Here is a 19,730-nt window from a genome sequence, read left to right as displayed (position 1 = left end):
CCGCACTGACGGTGTCCGGATACTGGGCGGTCCCTTCGCGTGAGCGGACGGGCCGCCCAGACTGGCGGGGTTTTTGCCCGCCCCTTGCCTCGTGGAGAGCCGCGCCCCATGCCCAGCCGCACGACCACGGACACCCCGCCGCAGCAACAGGACGGACCCTCCCTCTCCCACGGCCTCAAGCAGCGCCATCTGTCGATGATCGCCCTCGGTGGCGTGATCGGCGCCGGGCTGTTCGTCGGCTCCGGCGCGGGCATCGCCGCCGCCGGTCCGTCGATCGTGATCGCCTACACGGTCTCCGGCCTGCTGGTGATGCTGGTGATGCGGATGCTCGGTGAGATGTCCGCCGCCTACCCCTCGTCCGGCTCCTTCTCGGCGCACGCCGAGCGGGCGATCGGCCCCTGGGCCGGCTTCACGGCCGGCTGGTCGTTCTGGGTGCTGCTGTGCACGGCGGTCGGGCTGGAGGGCATGGGTGCCGCGAACATCGCCCAGGGCTGGTTCCCCGGCACCCCGCAGTGGATGTGGGTCGCCCTGTTCATGGTGGTGTTCTGCGGGGCGAACCTGCTCGCCGTGAAGAACTTCGGCGAGTTCGAGTTCTGGTTCGCCACACTGAAGGTCGTCGCCATCGGCCTCTTCCTGATCCTCGGCGTGCTGGCCATCGCGGGCGTCCTGCCGAACACGGACGCGCCCGGCACCTCCAACCTGACCGACTTCATGCCCCACGGCAGCGAGGGCCTGCTGGTCGGCCTGCTCGCCTCGGTGTTCGCCTACGGCGGCCTGGAGACGGTCACCATCGCGGCGGCCGAGTCCCAGGACCCGGTCCGGGGTGTCGCGTCCGCCGTCCGCACGGCGATGTGGCGCATCGCCCTGTTCTACATCGGCTCGATGGCCATCGCCGTCACCCTGGTCCCGTGGGACTCCAAGGAGGTCGTCGACAAGGGCCCGTACGTCGCCACGCTCGACCACCTTGGCATCCCCGGCGCGGGCCAGGTGATGAACGTCGTGGTCTTCGTGGCCCTGCTGTCCGCGATGAACGCCAACATCTACGGCTCCTCGCGCATCGCCTACTCGCTGGTCCAGCGCGGTCAGGGCCCCAAGGCGCTGGCCCGGCTGTCCGGCGGGGTCCCCCGGGTCGCGGTCCTCACCTCGTGCGTCATCGGCTTCGTCTGCGTGCTGCTCAACTACTGGCGCCCGGACGACATCTTCAAGTGGCTGCTGAACATGATCGGCGCGGTCATCCTGGTCGTCTGGATCTTCATCGCGGTCTCCCAGCTGATGCTGCGCCGCCGGATCGAGCGCGAGGCTCCGGAGAAGCTGGTCGTGCGCATGTGGGCCTTCCCCTGGCTGACCTGGATCGCGCTGGCCGGCATGGCCACGATCTTCGTACTGATGGCCCGTGACCCGGCCAACCGCGTGCAGTTGTACTCGACCGGCGCGATGACCCTGGTCCTGGCCGCCCTCGGATACGCCTGGCAGAGGGCGCGGGCCGCCCGCGGCTGACGGCACGCCCGGGCCCGACCGCTCCCCGCCCGCAGACAGCCCCCGCGTGATCCACACGGGGGCTTTTTGCTGTTAACTTGTTATTGCGACTTACTTGCAATAAGAGCTCGGAGGGGACCTGAGCATGCCCGTCTACACGCTGCCTGACCTGCCGTACGACTACTCCGCACTCGCCCCCGTGATCAGCCCGGAGATCATCGAGCTGCACCACGACAAGCACCACGCTGCCTATGTGAAGGGCGCCAACGACACGCTGGAGCAGCTGGCCGAGGCGCGCGACAAGGCGATCTGGGGCTCGGTCAACGGCCTGGAGAAGAACCTGGCCTTCCATCTGTCCGGGCACATCCTGCACTCGATCTACTGGCAGAACATGACCGGCCCGAAGGAGGGCGGCGGCGAGCCGCTGGCCGCCGACGGAGTGGGCGAGCCGGCGGAGGCGATCAAGGAGTCCTTCGGATCCTTCGCCGGCTTCAAGACGCAGCTGTCCAAGGCCGCCGCGACCACCCAGGGCTCCGGCTGGGGCGTACTGGCCTACGAGCCGCTCAGCGGCCGGCTGATCGTCGAGCAGGTCTACGACCACCAGGGCAACGTCGGCCAGGGCGCGACGCCGATCCTGGTCTTCGACGCCTGGGAGCACGCCTTCTACCTGCAGTACCGCAACCAGAAGGTGGACTTCATCGAGGCGATGTGGCAGGTGGTCAACTGGCAGGACGTGGCCCGCCGGTACGCCGCCGCCAAGGCCCGCACGGACGTGCTGCTGCTCGCGCCGTGACGTGAGCCCGCAAGCTCCTGCCTCGTGATCGTCTTCTCACCCTTCACGTGGCAGGCGGAAGAAGGGAGGCCCTTGCGAGGACAGGACTCGCAAGGGCCTCCTTCATGCCCGCCGCAGGGCCGTGCGCCGCGCCCGCCCCGGTGGGTCGTATGCGCATGGTGCTGCGGATGTGGCGGGGACAGGGCACATTGGGAGACTGCGGCGGACGCGTCCGCCTGTCTTGAGGAGACGCTCATGGCGAACGTGCGATGCCCCAGCCCCACCTGCAAGGACCGGATCCAGCACTTCCGCGACCTGCGCGGGGAGGAGGTCGCGGCGGCCGGGCCGGCACTGGCCGCGAAGCTGGACGGGGAGATGTTCGTCGCCCGGGCCTTCCACCGCTGCACGGCCGCGGGCTGCCGACGGGTGCAGGCCAAGACGCGGTGGTGGGTGGGCGGCTATCTGCCGGAGGAGTTCCAGCACCCGTCCGGCAGCAGCCCGGCCGGGACTACAGGTTGCTGAAGTCCGGGCCCTTGGTACGGGTGCGCTTGATCTCGTAGAAGCCGGGCACCGAGGCCACGGCGAGGGTGCCGTCCCACAGCTTGGCGGCATCCTCGCCCTTCGGGGCGGGGGTGACGACCGGGCCGAAGAAGGCGATCTGCTCGCCGTCGGCGCCCGGCACGGCGATCACGGGGGTGCCGACCTCCTGGCCGACCTTGCCGATGCCCTCCTTGTGGGAGGCGCGCAGCTCGGCGTCGAACTCGAAGTCATCCTGCTCGGCGTACTCGATCAGGTCGGCCGGCAGCCCGGCGTCGGCCAGGGCGCCGGCGATCGCCTCGAGGGTCGCGCCCTCGCCCTTGTTGTGAAAGCGGGTGCCGAGCGCGGTGTAGAGCGGGCCGAGGACCTGCTGCCCGTGCTTCTGCCAAGCGGCGGTCACCACGCGCACCGGCTGCCACGCCTTGGTGGCGAGCATGTCGCGGTAGCCCTCGGGCAGCTCGTCCAGCTTGTCCTCGTTGAGGACGGCGAGGCTCATCACATGCCAGCGGACCTCGATGTCCCGGAGCTTCTCCACCTCCAGCACCCAGCGCGAGGTCATCCACGCCCAGGGGCACAGCGGGTCGAACCAGAAGTCGACGGGGGTCTTCTGCGACATGTCTCTCCTCAAGCGGACGTCTTTCCCGGGACAACGCCGTCGCGCGCCCCGGCCATTCCCGGCGGCGGCGCGTCAGGGGCGCATGGCAGGATCGGTCCTGTCCTGCCGTAGTCACGACACACGAGGGAGTGCCGCCCGTGCCCGGTGAGAATCTGTCCCGCGACGAGGCCCGGGAGCGGGCCGCGCTGCTGTCCGTCGACGGGTACGAGGTGTCCCTCGACGTCCGCTCGGCGGTCGGTGAGCAGACGGGCGAGGGTGCGCGCACCTTCCGCTCGGTCACCACGATCCGCTTCCGCTGCAACGAGCCCGGCGCCTCCAGCTTCGCCGACCTGATCGCGCCGAGCGTGACGGCTCTCTCCCTCAACGGCCGCGACCTCGACCCGAGCGAGGTCTTCGACGGCTCCCGCATCCTGCTGGAGGACCTGGCGGAGGAGAACGAGCTGGTCGTGGACGCGCAGTGCGCCTACTCCCGCACGGGTGAGGGCCTGCACCGCTTCGTCGACCCCGAGGACGGCGAGGTCTACCTCTACACGCAGTACGAACCGGCCGATTCCCGCCGCGTCTTCGCCAACTTCGAGCAGCCCGACCTCAAGGCGCCGTTCCGCTTCGAGGTGCGGGCGCCCGAGGGGTGGACGGTGTGGAGCAACGGCGCCGGTGAGCGGGCCGAAGGCGTGTGGCGGTTCGCGGAGACCAGGCCGATCTCGACGTACATCACCTGCGTCGTGGCCGGCCCGTACCACTACGTCACCGACTCCTACGAGCGCACCCTCGCCGACGGCAGCACTCTGCGCATCCCGCTGGGCGCGCTGTGCCGCAAGGGGCTGGCGAAGCACTTCGACGCCGACGACGTGTTCCTGGTGACCAAGCAGGGCCTGGACTTCTTCCACGAGCACTTCGACTACCCGTACCCGTTCGGCAAGTACGACCAGGCGTTCGTGCCGGAGTACAACCTCGGCGCGATGGAGAACCCGGGGCTGGTGACCTTCCGCGAGGAGTACATCTTCCGCGGCAAGGTGACGCAGGCGTCGTACGAGGCGCGGGCCAACGTCATCCTGCACGAGATGGCGCACATGTGGTTCGGCGACCTGGTCACCATGGTGTGGTGGGACGACCTGTGGCTGAAGGAGTCCTTCGCGGACTTCATGGGCACCTTCGCGAACGTGGGCGCGACCCGCTTCCAGAACGCCTGGATCACCTTCGCCAACCGCCGCAAGGCATGGGCCTACCGCGCGGACCAGCTGCCCTCCACGCACCCGATCACCGCGGACATCCGCGACCTGCAGGACGCCAAGCTCAACTTCGACGGCATCACCTACGCCAAGGGCGCCTCGGTGCTCAAGCAGCTGGTGGCTTACGTCGGCCAGGACGCGTTCCTGGAGGGCGCGCGGCGCTACTTCAAGCGCCACGCGTACGGCAACACGCGCCTCGGCGACCTGCTGTCGGTACTGGAGGAGACCTCCGGCCGGGACATGACCGCGTGGGCACGCTCCTGGCTGCAGACCGCCGGCGTGAACGCGCTGACCCCGCAGGTCCTGCTGGACGCCGAGGGGCGCGTCCAGGAGCTCGCGGTACTCCAGGAGGCCGCCGAGTCGCACCCCGAGCTGCGGCCGCACCGGGTCGCGGTGGGCCTGTACCGACGCCAGGGCGACGCTCTCGTCCGCTACGCCCGCGCCGAGACGGACGTCGAGGGCGCGCGCACGATCGTCGCGGAGCTGGCCGGCGCCGAGGCGCCGGAGCTGGTATTGGTCAACGACGACGACCTGACGTACTGCAAGATCCGCTTCGACACCACCTCGCTGGAGACCCTCAAGGGCCACCTCGGCGCGATCACCGACCCCCTCGCACGCGCCCTGTGCTGGTCGGCTCTGTGGAACATGACCCGGGACGCACTGCTGCCGGCACGGGAGTTCACGGACCTGGTGCTGCGGTTCGCGGGCAGCGAGTCGGAGATCGGCGTGGTGCAGATGCTGCACGCCTGGACCGGCTCGGCGCTGGTGCACTACGCGGCGCCCGCCTGGCGCGAGACCGGGGCCGCGCTGCTCGCCGACGGCGCCCTGCGCGAGCTGCGCGCGGCCGGGCCGGGCAGCGAGCACCAGCTGGCGTGGGCGCGGTTCTTCGCGACGGTCGCCTCCCGGGACGCCGACCTCCAACTGCTGAAGGCGCTGCTGGACGGCACCGAGAAGATCGACGGGCTGGAGGTGGACCAGGAGCTGCGCTGGGCGTTCCTCGAGCCGCTGGCCGCGCACGGGGTGGCCGGCGAGGACATGCTGGCCGCCGAACTGGCCCGGGACGACACCGCCTCCGGCAAGCGGCACCAGGTGCGCTGCCTCGCCTCCCGGCCGTCGGCCGCGGTCAAGGCGCAGGCATGGGCGCAGGTCGTGGAGTCGGACGCGCTGTCCAACGCGCTGACCGAGGCGACCATCGCGGGCTTCGGCCGGCCGTCGCACCGGGAGCTGCTCGCGCCGTACGCGGACAAGTACTTCGCGGCGATCGAGCGGGTGTGGGCCGAGCGGTCGATCCAGATCGGGATGCACGTGGTGTCGGGCCTGTTCCCGATGCTCCAGGACTCCGAGCAGACCCTGCACGCGGCCGACGCGTGGCTGACCGCCCACGAGCAGGCCGCACCGGCGCTGCGCCGCCTGGTCCAGGAGGCCCGCGACGACCTGGCCCGGTCCCTGCGCGCCCAGACCTGCGACGCGGCCGCCGCAAGCTGAGAGGGCCCCCGCTCCGCCGTCGAAGGCGCGCCACGGCGTTGGTGCAGTCGCCGACGGCGGAATGAGGGCGGGTGGGGGGATGTCCGCCCGCAGCGTCCGGCCCCGAGAGACTGAGCGCTCGTCGGAAACGGCGGGCCGGACCGAGGACGGACACCCCCACCCCCGCAGACAAACGGAGACCCCACCCAACCTTTGGCCAGCGCCCAGCGCCCCGTAGCCGTTACGGAATTCAGGCAATCGGAACCGTAACCTCTTACCCCGACCTGGCCGGACCAGGGGTTTTCCGCCCCTACTCGGCATCCGAACACCCGTCCTTTAGTGCAGAGTTGTCCGGCTTTGTCGACAGGTGTGTAACAGCGGTTAAGGGATGGATCAGGCGCGGCAATCTCCGGGACATGAACCACAACACCCCGCTCCCGCCGGCCGCCCCCCGCCCCCTGCGTCACCTGCGCCACCTGCCCGACACCCACCGCCGGGTGCTGACGGTCGCCCAGCTGCGCGCCCACGGCGTGACCACCGCCGACCTGAACGAGCAGTGCCGCTCCGGCGGTTCCTGGCAGCAACTGCTGCCCGGCGTGATCCTGCTGCACCCCGGCCCGCCGACCTCCGACGAGCGGCTGCACGCGGTGCTGATGTACGCGGCCCGGGAGTCGGGGCCGGCCACCTCCGGCGTGCCGGTGCAGCCCGGCGCCGGGGACGCGCACCGTCCGCCGGCCTACCGGGAGGCGATGATCACCGGTCTCGCGGCCCTCACCCTGCACGGCTTCGCCACCACTTCCCCGCTGCCGTCCCTGGACAAGATCGACGTGCTGGTCCCGCGGCTGCGCCGGCTGCGCTCCACCGGCTGCGCCCGGATCGTGCGCACCGCCGTCCTGCCCGACCCGGAGCAGGTCACCGGGGTTCCGGTCGCCCCGGTGCCGCGCGCCCTGGCCGACGCGGTGGCCGGGCTGTCGGACGCGGGGGTGGTGCGCCGGCTGCTCACCGACGCGGTGCGCGCAGGACACTGCGATCCGGCCCCCCTGGTGCGCGAGCTGCACGACGCCCGGCTGCTGACCCGCCCGCACGTGGTGGACGCCCTCGACCTGCTGCTGGCCGAGGGCCGCGCCATCGCTGAGGACCGCCTCTACACGATGGTCCGCGACCACGCCCTGCCCGACCCGGTCTGGAACGTCGACCTCCGGCTGCCGGGCGGCCCGCACCTCGGCGGTGTGGACGCCTACTGGCCCGAGCAGGCGGTGGCGGTGGAGCTTGACACCCGGGCGCCCCGGCAGAACGACGACGCGCTGTGGTCGGAATACGCCCGAAAGCGCGAGACGCTGGAGCGGCTCGGCATCACGGTCGTCCATGTGACGCCGAAGAAGCTGCGGGATTCCGCGGAACAGCAGGCCACGGTGATCCGTACGGCGCTGATGGCCTCCGCGGACCGTGATCCGGCCGCCTATGTGGTGGTGCTGCCGCGGTAGTTGGGAACCCGGACAGTGCGTCAGGAGGGGACGGGAGGGGCCGCCGGCGGGGAATCGGCCGCCCCTCCCGCTGGGTTGCGTCAGCCGCAGAACTCGGCCTCGACCACCGCGTCGGTGTCGCCGGTCCAGTCTCCGTTGAGGTTGAGCGCCAGCGAGTGGCGGCCGTCGGCGGTGGTGACGGCCACCGAGGAGGAACCGTGGATGCCGCCGTCGTGACCCCAGACATGGACGCCGCAGCTCAGCTTGCGGTCGATCAGGCCGAGGCCGTAGCCCGCGTCGGGGATGTCCCCCGCCTTCACCGTCGTCTTCATCTCCTTCAGCTGCTGCGGCGGGAGCAGGGCGCCGCCGAGCAGGGCCCGGTAGAAGCGGTTCAGGTCGGCGGAGTCGGAGACCATCTCGCCCGAGCCGTAGGCCAGTGCCGGGTTCAGCTCGGTGACGTCGTACGTCGGACCGGTGGTCTCCCGGGCGAGCTTGCCGTAGGCGCGGCTGCTGGGCTGCGGCAGGGCGGGGCGGGTGCCGGGCACCGAGGTGCCGGTCAGGTGCAGCGGGGCGATGACACGGCGCCGGATCTCCTCGCCGTAGGGGCGGCCGGTGACCTTCTCGACGATCTGCGCGGCCAGCAGGTAGTTGGTGTTGGAGTAGTTCCAGGACGTGCCCGGCGCGAAGTCCGGCCGGTGGGCCAGGGCGATCGCGAGGAGCCGGCCGGGGGTCATGCGGTCGAAGCGGTGCGCGTAGAAGCCGTCCTTGGTGAAGTACGTCCGGATGACGGCGTCGTCCGTGGTGTAGTTGAAGACGCCGCTGGTGTGGTTGAGCAGCATCCGCACGGTGATCTTCGAACCGTCGTAGCCGTTCGTGTCGAGCACGCCCGGCAGCCACTTCTCCACGCTGTCGTCGAGTGACAGCCGGCCCTCCGCCTCCAGTTGCAGCAGCACGGTGGCGACGAACGTCTTGGTGATGCTGCCGACGCGGTAGCGGTCGGCCGTCGAGCGCGGCGCGCCGGTGCGCAGATCACCGACGCCCGCCGTGTCCTTCCAGGTGTGCCGTCCGTCCTGGGCCGTGACGGTGACGCCCGGGACGCCTGCCGCCACCTGGGCCCGGACGGCCGCGCGAGTGGCGTCGTGCCGGTGGTCGCCGCCGGTGGGCGCCGCCATCGCGGGCGCGGCGAGCGCCAGGGACAGCAGGGTTGCGGCGGTACCCGCCAGCGCGGAACGTGCTCTCATGTCTTCCCCTTCGTGGTGGCCGGGTCACCCCCGTGATGACCCGGTCGGGGGGAGAGACCGGCCGCCGCGCCGCCGGGTTGAGCGGCCCTGGGACGGTGGACGCTTTTCAGCCGTTGTCGTCGGCGGGCACGAACACCCTCCCCGTGGCGGGCCGTTCACGCCACAGCCGCAGACCGACCTCGACCATCCGGGCCCGGGGCAGGCCGGGTACCGCCTCGAGGTCGTGCCAGGCGGCCATGTCGGTGGAACCGTTCACCTCGAACCGCAGCTCGCCACCGGTCACCCGGGCCTCGTAGACCAGGCGCAGCCCGTGGTGGTCGACGGGGCCGCGCAGGCCGCGGCGGGGAAAGAGGCGGTGGGAGGAGTGCACGCCGAGCAGGGCACTCACCTCGACGTCGTAACCGGTCTCCTCGGCGAGTTCGCGCACCACGGCGTCCGCCGGGTCCTCGCCGTGCTCCACCCCGCCGCCGGGCAGCACCCACTCGGGGCTGCCGTCCAGGCCGGGTGAACGGGCCAGCAGCAGCTGTCCGTCTCGCACGCACACGGCGTACGCCGCCACCCTCGATTTCCGTCGCACGTCTGCCCCTCCATAGCGGGTTTTCCCCATACATCCATTTCGATTGGGTCAACTCTCCCCAAACAAACGGACCTTGCGTAAAGCTGTCCGCTCATCCGGGATCGCTCTCCGGACACTCCCCGACCTGGACCGATCGGTCCCGGTCGGTCCTCGCACGCTCCTTTACCGACAAGGGATGCCGATGACCCTCATCCCCCAGCGCGACCCCATACCGGGCGCCAGACGCGTGGCGCGCATCGCCGTGGCCGCCGGTGTGGTGGCCGCCCTCTGCGCCGCCGGGCCGATACCCCTGGCGCTCGCCGCGGACGGCGCCGCCACCAGCGTCCCCACCGCCGACCCGGGCGTGAAGCCCGCGCACGACAAGCTCGGCGCCGACGACGCCGACCGGCTCGCCGAGGCCAAGGCCGACGGCGACAAGACGGTCACGATGATGATCGCGACCGCGCCGGGCCAGACCGAGCAGGTCGCCGAGAAGCTGGACGACCAGGGCGGTCTCGTCGGCCGTACCTACGACAAGCTGGGCTACGTCCGCGCCACCGTCCCGACCGGCAAGGCGGACGCGGCCATCGCCGCCGCCGCGAAGCTGTCGTCGGTGCACGCGATCGACCTGAAGCAGGAGATCCCGCTCGACGACCCGGCGCCGAACGCACAGGCCGCCAAGTCCTCCGCGGGCACGGCGAAGTACCCGGGACCCGGCAAGGACACTCCCGCCGAGAACCCGTACAACCCGTCCTTCGAGACCGGTGCCGTCGACTTCGTCGAGGACCACCCGAAGGCGGACGGCCGCGGCGTCACCATCGGCATCCTCGACTCCGGCGTGGACCTCGGTCACCCGGCGCTGCAGAAGACCACCACCGGTGAGCGCAAGATCGTCGACTGGGTCACCGCGACCGACCCGGTCGCGGACGGCGACGCCACCTGGCGGCGGATGAGCACCCAGGTCGGCGGCCCCACCTTCACGGCGGCCGGCCAGACCTGGACCGCGCCCGCCGGCACCTACGGCTTCAACCTGTTCAGCGAGGCCGCCACCACCGGCGGCGACGCCAAGGGCGACGCCAACCGCGACGGCGACACCACCGACACGTGGGGTCTGCTGTACGACGCGGCGGCCGGCACGGTCCGCGTCGACCTGAACAACAACCACGACTTCACCGACGACACCCCGATGAAGCCGTACAAGGACGGCTTCCAGATCGGGTACTTCGGCACCGACGACCCGGCGACGGACGTCGTCGAGCGGCAGCCGTTCGTCGTCGAGGTCCGCAAGGACGTCGTCTACAACTCCTCCGGCGCCAAGGCCGACTACGTCAACATCGGCGTCATCGAGTCCGAGCACGGCACCCACGTGGCCGGCATCACCGCCGCCAACGGGCTGTTCGGCGGGAAGATGAACGGCGCCGCCCCCGGCGCCAAGATCGTCTCCTCGCGCGCCTGCACCTGGAGCGGCGGCTGCACCAACGTCGCGCTCACCGAGGGCATGATCGACCTCGTCACCAACCGCGGCGTCGACATCGTCAACATGTCGATCGGCGGTCTGCCCGCGCTCAACGACGGCAACAACGCGCGCGCCGAGCTGTACACCCGCCTCATCGACACCTACGGCGTGCAGCTGGTGATCTCCGCCGGCAACTCCGGCCCCGGCGCGAACACCATCGGTGACCCGGGTCTGGCCGACAAGGTCATCTCGGTCGGCGCGGCCATCTCCAAGGAGACCTGGGCCGCCAACTACGGCTCGGTCGTGGAGAAGAAGTACGCGATGATGCCGTTCTCCTCGCGCGGCCCGCGTGAGGACGGCGGGTTCACGCCGACGCTGACCGCGCCCGGCGCGGCCATCAACACCACCCAGACCTGGCTGCCGGGCTCCCCGGTCGCCGAGTCGGGCTACTCGCTGCCGGCCGGCTACTCCATGCTGCAGGGCACCTCGATGGCCTCCCCGCAGGCCACGGGCGCGAGCGCGCTGCTGCTGAGCGCCGCCAAGCAGAAGGGCATCGACCTCACCCCGGCGAACCTGCGTACGGCGCTCGCCTCGACCGCCGACCACATCAAGGGCACGCAGGCGTACGAGGAGGGCGCGGGCCTGATCAACATCGTGGACGCCTGGGACGCCATCAAGGACGGCGCCACCGCCCACGACTACACGGTGAAGGCCCCGGTCGACACCGCGCTCGACTCCGCCCTGAAGACCCCGGGCTTCGGCACCGGCCTGTACGACCGCGAGGGCGGTCTGAAGGCCGGCCAGAAGAAGACGTACGACATCACCATCACCCGTACGTCCGGCCCGGACAAGGCGCTCCGGCACGAGCTGCACTTCGAGAACAACGCCGGCGGGACCTTCCGCATCGTCGGCGACGACGAGGTCAAGCTGCCGCTGAACCAGCCGGTGACCGTGCGGGTGCAGGCCGCCCCGAAGTCGGCCGGCATCAAGAGCGCGATCCTGGAGGTCGACGACCCGAGGACGGAGGGCGTCGACAAGCAGATCCTGTCGACGGTCGTCGTCTCCACGCCGGTCGCCTACACCGTCACCAAGTCCTCCTCGGTGCAGCGCAACAGCACCCGGTCGTACTTCGTGACCGTGCCCGAGGGCGCCAAGTCGCTGGAGGTGGCGATCGGCGGCCTGAAGGACAAGAGCCAGACCCGCTTCATCGCCATCCACCCCTACGGCACGCCGGTGGACAACACCTCCACGCCGTACTGCTACAACAACTACCTCGACGGCAACGGCTGCAAGCCGGACGTGCGTTCCTACGCCGACCCGCAGCCGGGCGTGTGGGAGATCGAGGTCGAGGCGCGCCGCACCTCGCCGCTGCTCGACAACCCCTACACCCTGGACGTCGCCGTCCTCGGTGCCGCCTTCGACCCGGAGACGGTGACGGTTCCCGAGGCCAAGGTCGGCACGCCGGTCGCCGCGTCCTGGACGGTGACCAACAAGTTCGCCGCGCTGGAGGGCAAGCTCGCCGGCGGTCCGCTCGGCTCCGCCAAGAACGCCCGCCCGTCGATCAAGCAGGGCGAGACGCAGACCTCCACGGTCGTGGTCCCCGAGGGCGCCAAGTCCCTGGACGTCGCCATCGGCTCGGTCTCCGACGCGTCGGCCGACCTGGACCTGACGGTCAAGGACGCCTCCGGCAAGGTCGTCGGCCAGTCCGCCGACGGCGACTCGGAGGAGGCGGTCTCCCTCGCCTCGCCGGCCGCCGGTACCTACACGATCGAGGTCGCGGGCTACTCGGTGCCGTCCGGCACCACCGCCTACGACTACCGTGACGTGTTCTTCGCCGCCTCCCTCGGCACCGTCTCGGTGGACGGGGCGGCGCCGGTCAAGCTCGGCACGGGCCAGAGCGCGGCGGTGACCGCCACGGTCACCGCCGCGGCGGCCGCGCCGGAGGGCCGCGAGTTCTTCGGCCAGGTCCAGCTGGTCGACGCGCGCGGCACGGCCGCGGGCACCGGCAGCGTGAAGATCGAGAAGGTCACGTCGTAGTCGTTCGTACGACGGTGGGGCGGGCGTCCGGCAACGGGCGCCCGCCCTTCGTCGTACCGTCCGCAGTGGCGTCACGGGCAGGCCGTGGCGGTGGCCGCGGGCCGTCCTCCGCCGAGCCAGTCCCGCTCCTGGACCAGTTCCTGCGTGTCGACGACCCAGGTGTCGGGCACGTCGGCGTTGCGCGGGATGCCGACGAGCGCGTGCCGGCCCTTGACGGGCCGTGGGTCGAGGAACTCCTCCCAGGTGAAGGTGACGTCGGCGGGCGCCTTGGCGGGCTTGTAGGAGCGGGTGACGTGCAGCGTGACCCGCTGCTGCCCGGCCCGGGGGCCCGGCCGTACGGCGGTGACCGTGCCCTCGACGACCAGCCGGGCGCAGGCCAGGTAGGCGGCGGCACTCTGCCCGGCCGCCCCCGCATCGGCGTCCGCCTTGGACGAGGCCCCGTCCGCGGTGGCGTTCCCGCCCGGCGAGTGGGTGACCAGCCAGCCCGTGCCGAGAGCTCCCGTGACGACGATGGCCGTGACCAGCGTGCCGAGGGAGAGGGCACGCACACGGGACCGCCGGCGCGAACGCCCGGGACCGCCGGGGCCCGAGTGAGCGGCGGGGCGGGTGGGGCCTGCGGCGCGTGGCGCGGGTTCGGGGGCCGGGGGCGGGGGCGGGAACGGCGCGGCGTCGGCCAGTGTGTCGCCGAGCAGGGTCAGCTGGTCGCGCAGCAGGGTCACGTCGGCCTCGGCGGCGCGGTACGCGGCCAGGCGGGCGGGATCGGCTCGGGCCTCCTCGGGCAGCGGTTCGCCGGTGAGCACCGCCATCAGGGGGTCCGGGCCGTCGTGTCCGGCCGGCATGTGTTCGGCGGGCATCTCACACCACCTCGTCCTCGTGCAGACGCTCTCGCAGCGCCCGTACCGCCGTGTGCAGGCGGCTCTTGACGGTGCCCTCCGGGATGCCGAGCTGTTCGGCGATGGTGCGCACCGGCAGGTCGCCGTAGAAGCGCAGGACGAGGATCTGCCGTTGGGCGTCGGGCAGCTCGTCCAGGCCCCGGGCGACGGCGAGGGAGAGCACACGGGACTCCTCGCCGCTCGCGGCGGGCTCCCGCAGCGCGGCCAGGCGCTCGCCGAGGCGTTCCTGGCGGCGGCGGGCGCGGTGCCAGTCCATGGCCAGGTTCGAGGCGACGACCGCCGCCCACGCGGAGACGTCCCGCGGGCTCTCCTCGCCCTTGGCGGCGCGTTCCAGCAGCCGCAGGCGTACCTGCTGTACCCCGTCCGGCAGGTCCGCCTGCGGCACTCCCCCGAGCGCGAGCACCGCCCGCACCCGGCGTTCCTGAGCCGCGTCCAGCGGGTCGTCCTCGGCGTACGTCCCCCGGCCGCGCCGGGCCCTTCTGCGCAGCACCAGCCACCCCCTCACCCTGTCGCTCCTACGACGCCGCGGCGGCCCGGAACGTTCGGCCCGCCCGCCGGGACGTCGGCGAGGCGTACGTCACACTCCGTGTGGGCGAGAGCGCGATGGGCAGGGGAGCTTGCGGTGCGGGAAGCCCGCGGAATGAATTTCTCCAGCTCAGCCGGGGTGGACGCCGAATGTCCAGAACCGCTTGCGGGCCCGGGGCGTCCCATTCCGCGGGCACACCGCGCAATAAATTGGACAGGCGGACCGGGGTCGGCCGCATGATGGAAAGGCCTCGGCCACATGAGCCTCGGCCAAGTGTGAGAGACAGGGAGTCGCCGTGAGGGTCGGAATCGTCGGAGCCACCGGACAGGTCGGCACGGTCATGCGCAGGATCCTCAAGGAGCGGAACTTCCCCACGGACGAGCTGCGCCTGTTCGCCTCGGCCCGCTCGGCCGGGTCGGTCGTCGACGGCATCACGGTCGAGGACGCCTCCACCGCCGACTACTCCGGCCTGGACATCGTGCTGTTCTCGGCGGGCGGCGCGACCTCCAAGGCGCTGGCCGAGAAGGTCGCCTCCCAGGGCGCCGTCGTGATCGACAACTCCTCCGCCTGGCGCAAGGACCCCGAGGTCCCGCTGGTCGTGTCCGAGGTGAACCCGCACGCGATCGCGAACCGCCCCAAGGGCATCATCGCCAACCCGAACTGCACCACCATGGCCGCCATGCCGGTGCTGCGTCCGCTGCACGCGGAGGCCGGTCTCGAGGCGCTGGTCGTCGCCACCTACCAGGCGGTGTCCGGCTCCGGCCTCGCGGGCGTGGCCGAGCTGCACGGCCAGGCACAGAAGGTGATCGCCGACGCCGACCAGCTCACCCACGACGGCGAGGCCGTCGACTTCCCCGAGCCGGGTGTCTACAAGCGCCCCATCGCCTTCAACGTGCTGCCCTTCGCCGGCAACCTCGTCGACGACGGTCTGAACGAGACCGACGAGGAGCAGAAGCTGCGCAACGAGTCCCGCAAGATCCTGGAGATCCCCGGGCTGAAGGTCTCCGGCACCTGCGTGCGCGTCCCCGTCTTCTCCGGCCACTCCCTGCAGGTCAACGCCCGCTTCTCCCGGCCGATCAGCCCGCAGCGCGCGGTCGAGCTGCTCAAGGACGCTCCCGGCGTGGAGCTGTCCGACATCCCCACCCCGCTCCAGGCGGCCGGCAAGGACCCCTCCTACGTGGGCCGCATCCGCCAGGACGAGACCGTCGACAACGGCCTCGCCCTGTTCATCTCCAACGACAACCTGCGCAAGGGCGCCGCGCTGAACGCGGTCCAGATCGCGGAGCTGGTGGCCGAGGAGCTGCGCGGCTAGGCCCTGCGGACCTCGTAGTAGAAGCAGCCGTACTCGACGGCCCGGACGTGGACGAGCGCCACGGACGGGTCGTCGAACGCTTTCCGGAGGTCCTCGTCGCCGAAGCCCTCCTCGACCAGCCGCCCACCGAGGATGTGGCCCTCGGCGGAGTAGCGGCGCAGGACACGGTGGGCGTTCGTGAACGCCAGGCCGTCGCCCTGCGGGCCCGCGCACTCCTCGGCGTGGATGAACACCGGGCCCTGCTCGTCGTACGGTCCCGGCTCCGCGCCGGTCTCGGACGCCCAGCGGCGCAGGGGCGCGTACGAGACCAGGGCGATCCGCTCCCCCGGCTCGCTGTGACGCAGGCAGCAGCGCAGCGGGGCCCCGCCCTCGTCGTCGGTGATCGCGGACGGGGCGCGGCCCGCGTCGTCGGTGGTGCGCAGGTCCTTCAGGACCTCGGCTGCGATGGGTCGTGCGGTGTACATGGTCATGTCCTCAGCCTCGCGCGCGCGGGCACGCGGCACCGGCGGAATTCGGACCTCGTGCCGCCCGCGCCGGATCAGCGCCGAAGCCGGAGCTGACGTGGAAGGATGGCGCAACCGACACATCACGAGGAGATGACCGCGTGCCTGGCACAAACCTGACTCGCGAAGAGGCGCAGCAGCGGGCAGAGCTGCTCACCGTTGACTCGTACGAGATCGATCTCGACCTCTCCGGCGCGCAGGAGGGCGGCACCTACCGGTCCGTGACCACGGTGCGCTTCGACGTCGCAGCGAGCGGCGCCACGTCCTTCATCGACCTGGTGGCGCCCACCGTCCACGAGGTGACCCTCAACGGGGACGCGCTGGACCCGGCGGAGGTCTTCGAGGACTCCCGGATCGCGCTGCCCGGGCTGCTCGAGGGCCGCAACATCCTGCGCATCGTCGCCGACTGCGCCTACACCAACACCGGCGAGGGCCTGCACCGGTTCGTCGACCCGGTCGACCAGCAGGCCTACCTGTACACGCAGTTCGAGGTGCCGGACGCGCGGCGCGTGTTCGCGTCCTTCGAGCAGCCGGACCTGAAGGCGACCTTCCAGTTCACCGTGAAGGCGCCCGAGGGCTGGACCGTCGTGTCGAACTCACCGACGCCGGAGCCCAAGGACAACGTCTGGGCCTTCGAGCCGACCCCGCGTATCTCCAGCTACATCACCGCGCTGATCGTCGGCCCGTACCACGCGGTGCACAGCGTGTACGAGAAGGACGGGCAGTCCGTGCCGCTCGGCATCTACTGCCGGCCCTCGCTCGCCGAGTACCTCGACGCTGACGCGATCTTCGAGGTCACCCGGCAGGGCTTCGACTGGTTCCAGGAGAAGTTCGACTACGCCTACCCGTTCGCCAAGTACGACCAGCTCTTCGTGCCCGAGTTCAACGCGGGCGCGATGGAGAACGCCGGTGCGGTCACCATCCGCGACCAGTACGTCTTCCGATCCAAGGTGACCGACGCGGCGTACGAGGTGCGTGCGGAGACGATCCTGCACGAGCTGGCCCACATGTGGTTCGGCGACCTGGTCACCATGGAGTGGTGGAACGACCTGTGGCTGAACGAGTCGTTCGCCACGTACACGTCGATCGCCTGCCAGGCGGCCGCGCCGGGCTCGCGGTGGCCGCACTCGTGGACCACGTTCGCCAACTCCATGAAGACCTGGGCCTACCGGCAGGACCAGCTGCCGTCCACCCACCCGATCATGGCGGACATCCGCGACCTGGACGACGTGCTCGTCAACTTCGACGGCATCACCTACGCCAAGGGCGCGTCGGTGCTGAAGCAGCTCGTCGCGTACGTCGGTGAGGACGAGTTCTTCCGGGGCGTGCAGGCGTACTTCAAGCAGCACGCGTTCGCCAACACGCGGCTGTCGGACCTGCTGGGCGCGCTGGAGGAGACCTCCGGGCGGGACCTGAAGACCTGGTCGCAGAAGTGGCTGCAGACGGCCGGCATCAATGTGCTGCGGCCCGAGATCGAGACGGACGGCGAGGGTGTCGTCACGTCGTTCGCCATCCGGCAGGAGGCGCCCGCGCTGCCCGCCGGCGCCAAGGGCGAGCCCGTGCTGCGGCCGCACCGGATCGCCGTCGGGTTCTACGACCTCGACGAGGCGGGCAAGCTGGTGCGGGTGGAGCGCGTCGAGCTGGACGTCGACGGGGAACTGACCGCCGTACCGCAGCTGGTCGGCAAGCGGCGTCCGGCGGTCGTGCTGCTGAACGACGACGACCTGTCGTACGCGAAGGTCCGGCTGGACGAGCAGTCGCTGGCGTTCGTCACCGAGCACCTCGGGGACTTCACGGAGTCCCTGCCGCGTGCGCTGTGCTGGGCGTCCGCGTGGGACATGACGCGGGACGCGGAGCTGGCGACCCGGGACTATCTGGAGCTGGTGCTGTCCGGCATCGGCAAGGAGTCCGACATCGGTGTGGTGCAGTCGCTGCACCGTCAGGTGAAGCTCGCGATCGACCTGTACGCCGACCCGGCCGCGCGGGACGCGCTGCTGAGCCGCTGGACCGACGCCACGCTGGCCCACCTGCGGTCCGCCGCGCCGGGCAGCGACCACCAGCTGGCCTGGGCGCGGGCGTTCGCGGCGACGGCCCGTACGCCGGAGCAGCTGGACCTGCTGGAGGCACTGCTGGACGGCTCGCAGTCGGTCGAGGGGCTCGTGGTGGACACCGAGCTGCGGTGGGCGTTCGTGGAGCGGCTCGCCGCGGTGGGGCGCTTCGACGAGGCGGAGATCGCGGGCGAGTACGAGCGGGACAGGACCGCGGCCGGTGAGCGGCACGCGGCGACCGCGCGGGCGGCGCGGCCCACGCCGGAGGCGAAGGCGGAGGCCTGGGCGTCGGTCGTGGAGTCCGACAAGCTGCCGAACGCCGTGCAGGAGGCGGTGATCGCGGGGTTCGTGCAGACGGATCAGCGGGAGCTTCTCGCGCCGTACACCGAGAAGTACTTCGCGGCGGTCAAGGGCGTGTGGGAGTCTCGGTCGCACGAGATGGCGCAGCAGATCGCGGTGGGGCTGTATCCGTCGGTCCAGGTGTCGCAGGAGACGCTGCGGGCCACGGACGAGTGGCTGTCTTCCGCGTCGCCGAACGCGGCTCTGCGGCGGTTGGTGTCGGAGTCGCGGTCGGGGGTTGAGCGGGCGCTGCGGGCTCGGGCGGCGGACGCGGGGCGCTGACGCGGTCTGAGCGGTCGGGGCCGTCGTTCGGCTGCGGGTGTGTGGGGGCTGGTCGCACAGTTCCCCGCACCCCTTTTGTGCCTGCGGCGGCCCCTTGCTGTCCGGTGGGGGGCTGGTGTCTCGCCTGCCGTGCGTGGTGGGCCGGGGCCGGAGCGGGTCACCGGTATCCCGCAGCCTGCCCCGCTCGGGCTCCCGAAGTGACCGGTACAGGGGGCCACTTGGGCGGGGAAAACGCAACTTCGACATGGCCCGCGGAGACCGCTACCTTCACCTGGTCTTCGGCGATCGCCCACGGTCGCACGGGAGTTCCTTCCGGCTGAGCCACCCAGTTGGTCACGCCCCACGAATCCTCGCCCCCAGGCGTAGGCCACCGAACCGGGTCCGCACCAGTCCACCCTCGACCAGGGAGAGACGCATGCCCCATCTTGCGCTTTACACATTCGGCGTCCTGAAGTCACCTCTCGCCGATCCCGCACCTCTCACGCGCGAGTTCTACGACATCGGTGAGGTCGTCTACCGGGAGATCAGTCAGCACCCCGGGTATCTCGCGCGTGCTGAAGCGGCAGGCGGTGACCAGGGCGTGCTCTTCGAGGCGGACTGGGGTGCATGGGGAGAGTTCGCCGTACCGGCTTGGTACGGCAAGGGCCGTACGGCGGAAACCACCGCCCTGGCCGCGACCCTCTCGCTCTGGACCGGCCTGCGCCCCGCCTTCGACGCCGTCTACACCGGTCTGCACCGTGAGGCGCTGAACAGGCGTTACGACTGGTTCGAGAGGGCAGGGCACCCGAATTACGTGATCTGGTGGGTCCCCGACGGCGTGATACCCACCTGGCAGGACGGGGTTTCCAGGCTGGAACACCTCCACGGCCACGGCTCCGCGCCGCACGCCTTCACCTTCCACCACTCGTTCACCCCGGACGGAACTCCGACCAGGAACAAAGGCATCGGGCCGAAGAGCGAGCAGGTTCGCTGACAGCCGA

At 71.1% G+C, this 19,730-nt stretch carries 15 protein-coding genes; 9 read left to right on the top strand and 6 right to left on the bottom strand.

Annotated features, from left to right (window positions below; translation table 11 throughout):
* The first annotated feature begins 108 nt into the window (after window positions 1-108).
* From ACF1GV_RS01705 to ACF1GV_RS01695, 3 genes are all read left to right on the top strand, one after another.
* Window positions 109-1,497: an amino acid permease gene (locus ACF1GV_RS01705; RefSeq protein WP_391676893.1), complete on the top strand. Its 1,389-nt coding sequence runs from the start codon at window positions 109-111 to the stop codon at window positions 1,495-1,497.
* A gap of 124 nt (window positions 1,498-1,621) precedes the next feature.
* Window positions 1,622-2,269, top strand: a complete 648-nt coding sequence (locus ACF1GV_RS01700) for a superoxide dismutase (RefSeq protein WP_391676891.1) — start codon at window positions 1,622-1,624, stop codon at window positions 2,267-2,269.
* A 234-nt stretch (window positions 2,270-2,503) separates the two neighbouring features.
* Window positions 2,504-2,770: a hypothetical protein gene (locus ACF1GV_RS01695; protein ID WP_391676890.1), complete on the top strand. Its 267-nt coding sequence runs from the start codon at window positions 2,504-2,506 to the stop codon at window positions 2,768-2,770.
* On the opposite strand, the gene ACF1GV_RS01690 is transcribed toward ACF1GV_RS01695, so the two are convergent.
* The gene (locus ACF1GV_RS01690; protein WP_391676889.1) at window positions 2,757-3,401 is read right to left on the bottom strand and encodes a DsbA family protein; all 645 of its coding nucleotides are present in this window, start codon (window positions 3,399-3,401) and stop codon (window positions 2,757-2,759) included. The genes ACF1GV_RS01695 and ACF1GV_RS01690 overlap by 14 nt on opposite strands.
* Window positions 3,402-3,538: 137 nt before the next feature.
* Between ACF1GV_RS01690 and pepN (ACF1GV_RS01685) the strand changes: the two genes are divergently transcribed.
* Together pepN (ACF1GV_RS01685) and ACF1GV_RS01680 are read left to right on the top strand one after the other, a co-directional pair.
* Complete coding sequence (gene pepN, locus ACF1GV_RS01685) at window positions 3,539-6,115, top strand: aminopeptidase N (RefSeq protein ID WP_391676888.1); 2,577 nt, start codon at window positions 3,539-3,541, stop codon at window positions 6,113-6,115.
* Between the two features lie 395 nt (window positions 6,116-6,510).
* The gene (locus ACF1GV_RS01680; RefSeq protein ID WP_391676886.1) at window positions 6,511-7,578 is read left to right on the top strand and encodes a hypothetical protein; all 1,068 of its coding nucleotides are present in this window, start codon (window positions 6,511-6,513) and stop codon (window positions 7,576-7,578) included.
* An 80-nt stretch (window positions 7,579-7,658) separates the two neighbouring features.
* Here ACF1GV_RS01680 and ACF1GV_RS01675 read toward each other — a convergent pair whose 3' ends face one another.
* On the bottom strand, window positions 7,659-8,798 hold the full coding sequence (locus ACF1GV_RS01675; RefSeq protein WP_391676884.1) for a serine hydrolase domain-containing protein: 1,140 nt from the start codon (window positions 8,796-8,798) through the stop codon (window positions 7,659-7,661).
* Between the two features lie 106 nt (window positions 8,799-8,904).
* The gene (locus ACF1GV_RS01670) at window positions 8,905-9,375 is read right to left on the bottom strand and encodes an NUDIX hydrolase (protein WP_391676883.1); all 471 of its coding nucleotides are present in this window, start codon (window positions 9,373-9,375) and stop codon (window positions 8,905-8,907) included.
* A 181-nt stretch (window positions 9,376-9,556) separates the two neighbouring features.
* Between ACF1GV_RS01670 and ACF1GV_RS01665 the strand changes: the two genes are divergently transcribed.
* Window positions 9,557-12,847 carry a S8 family serine peptidase gene (locus tag ACF1GV_RS01665; protein ID WP_391676881.1) on the top strand — a complete coding sequence of 1,097 codons (3,291 nt, stop codon included), beginning with the start codon at window positions 9,557-9,559 and terminating at the stop codon, window positions 12,845-12,847.
* 71 nt (window positions 12,848-12,918) lie between these two features.
* On the opposite strand, the gene ACF1GV_RS01660 is transcribed toward ACF1GV_RS01665, so the two are convergent.
* Both ACF1GV_RS01660 and ACF1GV_RS01655 read right to left on the bottom strand, forming a co-directional pair.
* Window positions 12,919-13,701, bottom strand: a complete 783-nt coding sequence (locus tag ACF1GV_RS01660; protein WP_391676880.1) for a hypothetical protein — start codon at window positions 13,699-13,701, stop codon at window positions 12,919-12,921.
* Window position 13,702: 1 nt separating this feature from the next.
* Entirely contained in the window at window positions 13,703-14,230 is a 528-nt protein-coding gene (locus tag ACF1GV_RS01655; RefSeq protein ID WP_391678444.1) for an RNA polymerase sigma factor, read from the bottom strand.
* 331 nt (window positions 14,231-14,561) lie between these two features.
* Here ACF1GV_RS01655 and ACF1GV_RS01650 point away from each other — a divergent pair, with 331 nt between their 5' ends.
* On the top strand, window positions 14,562-15,578 hold the full coding sequence (locus ACF1GV_RS01650) for an aspartate-semialdehyde dehydrogenase (protein WP_391676879.1): 1,017 nt from the start codon (window positions 14,562-14,564) through the stop codon (window positions 15,576-15,578).
* Here the strand turns inward: ACF1GV_RS01650 and ACF1GV_RS01645 are convergent.
* A complete protein-coding gene (locus ACF1GV_RS01645) occupies window positions 15,575-16,048 on the bottom strand; it encodes a DUF1203 domain-containing protein (protein ID WP_391676877.1) in 474 nt (157 codons plus the stop codon). The genes ACF1GV_RS01650 and ACF1GV_RS01645 overlap by 4 nt on opposite strands.
* Window positions 16,049-16,182: 134 nt before the next feature.
* Between ACF1GV_RS01645 and pepN (ACF1GV_RS01640) the strand changes: the two genes are divergently transcribed.
* A complete protein-coding gene (pepN, locus tag ACF1GV_RS01640) occupies window positions 16,183-18,750 on the top strand; it encodes an aminopeptidase N (RefSeq protein ID WP_391676875.1) in 2,568 nt (855 codons plus the stop codon).
* Window positions 18,751-19,165: 415 nt separating this feature from the next.
* Window positions 19,166-19,723, top strand: a complete 558-nt coding sequence (locus tag ACF1GV_RS01635) for a DUF3291 domain-containing protein (RefSeq protein WP_391676874.1) — start codon at window positions 19,166-19,168, stop codon at window positions 19,721-19,723.
* Window positions 19,724-19,730: the final 7 nt, after the last annotated feature.

It is taken from the genome of Streptomyces sp. NPDC014006, assembly GCF_043088925.1.
Lineage (GTDB): Bacteria > Actinomycetota > Actinomycetes > Streptomycetales > Streptomycetaceae > Streptomyces.
This window is presented reverse-complemented; position numbering and strand designations above follow the sequence as displayed.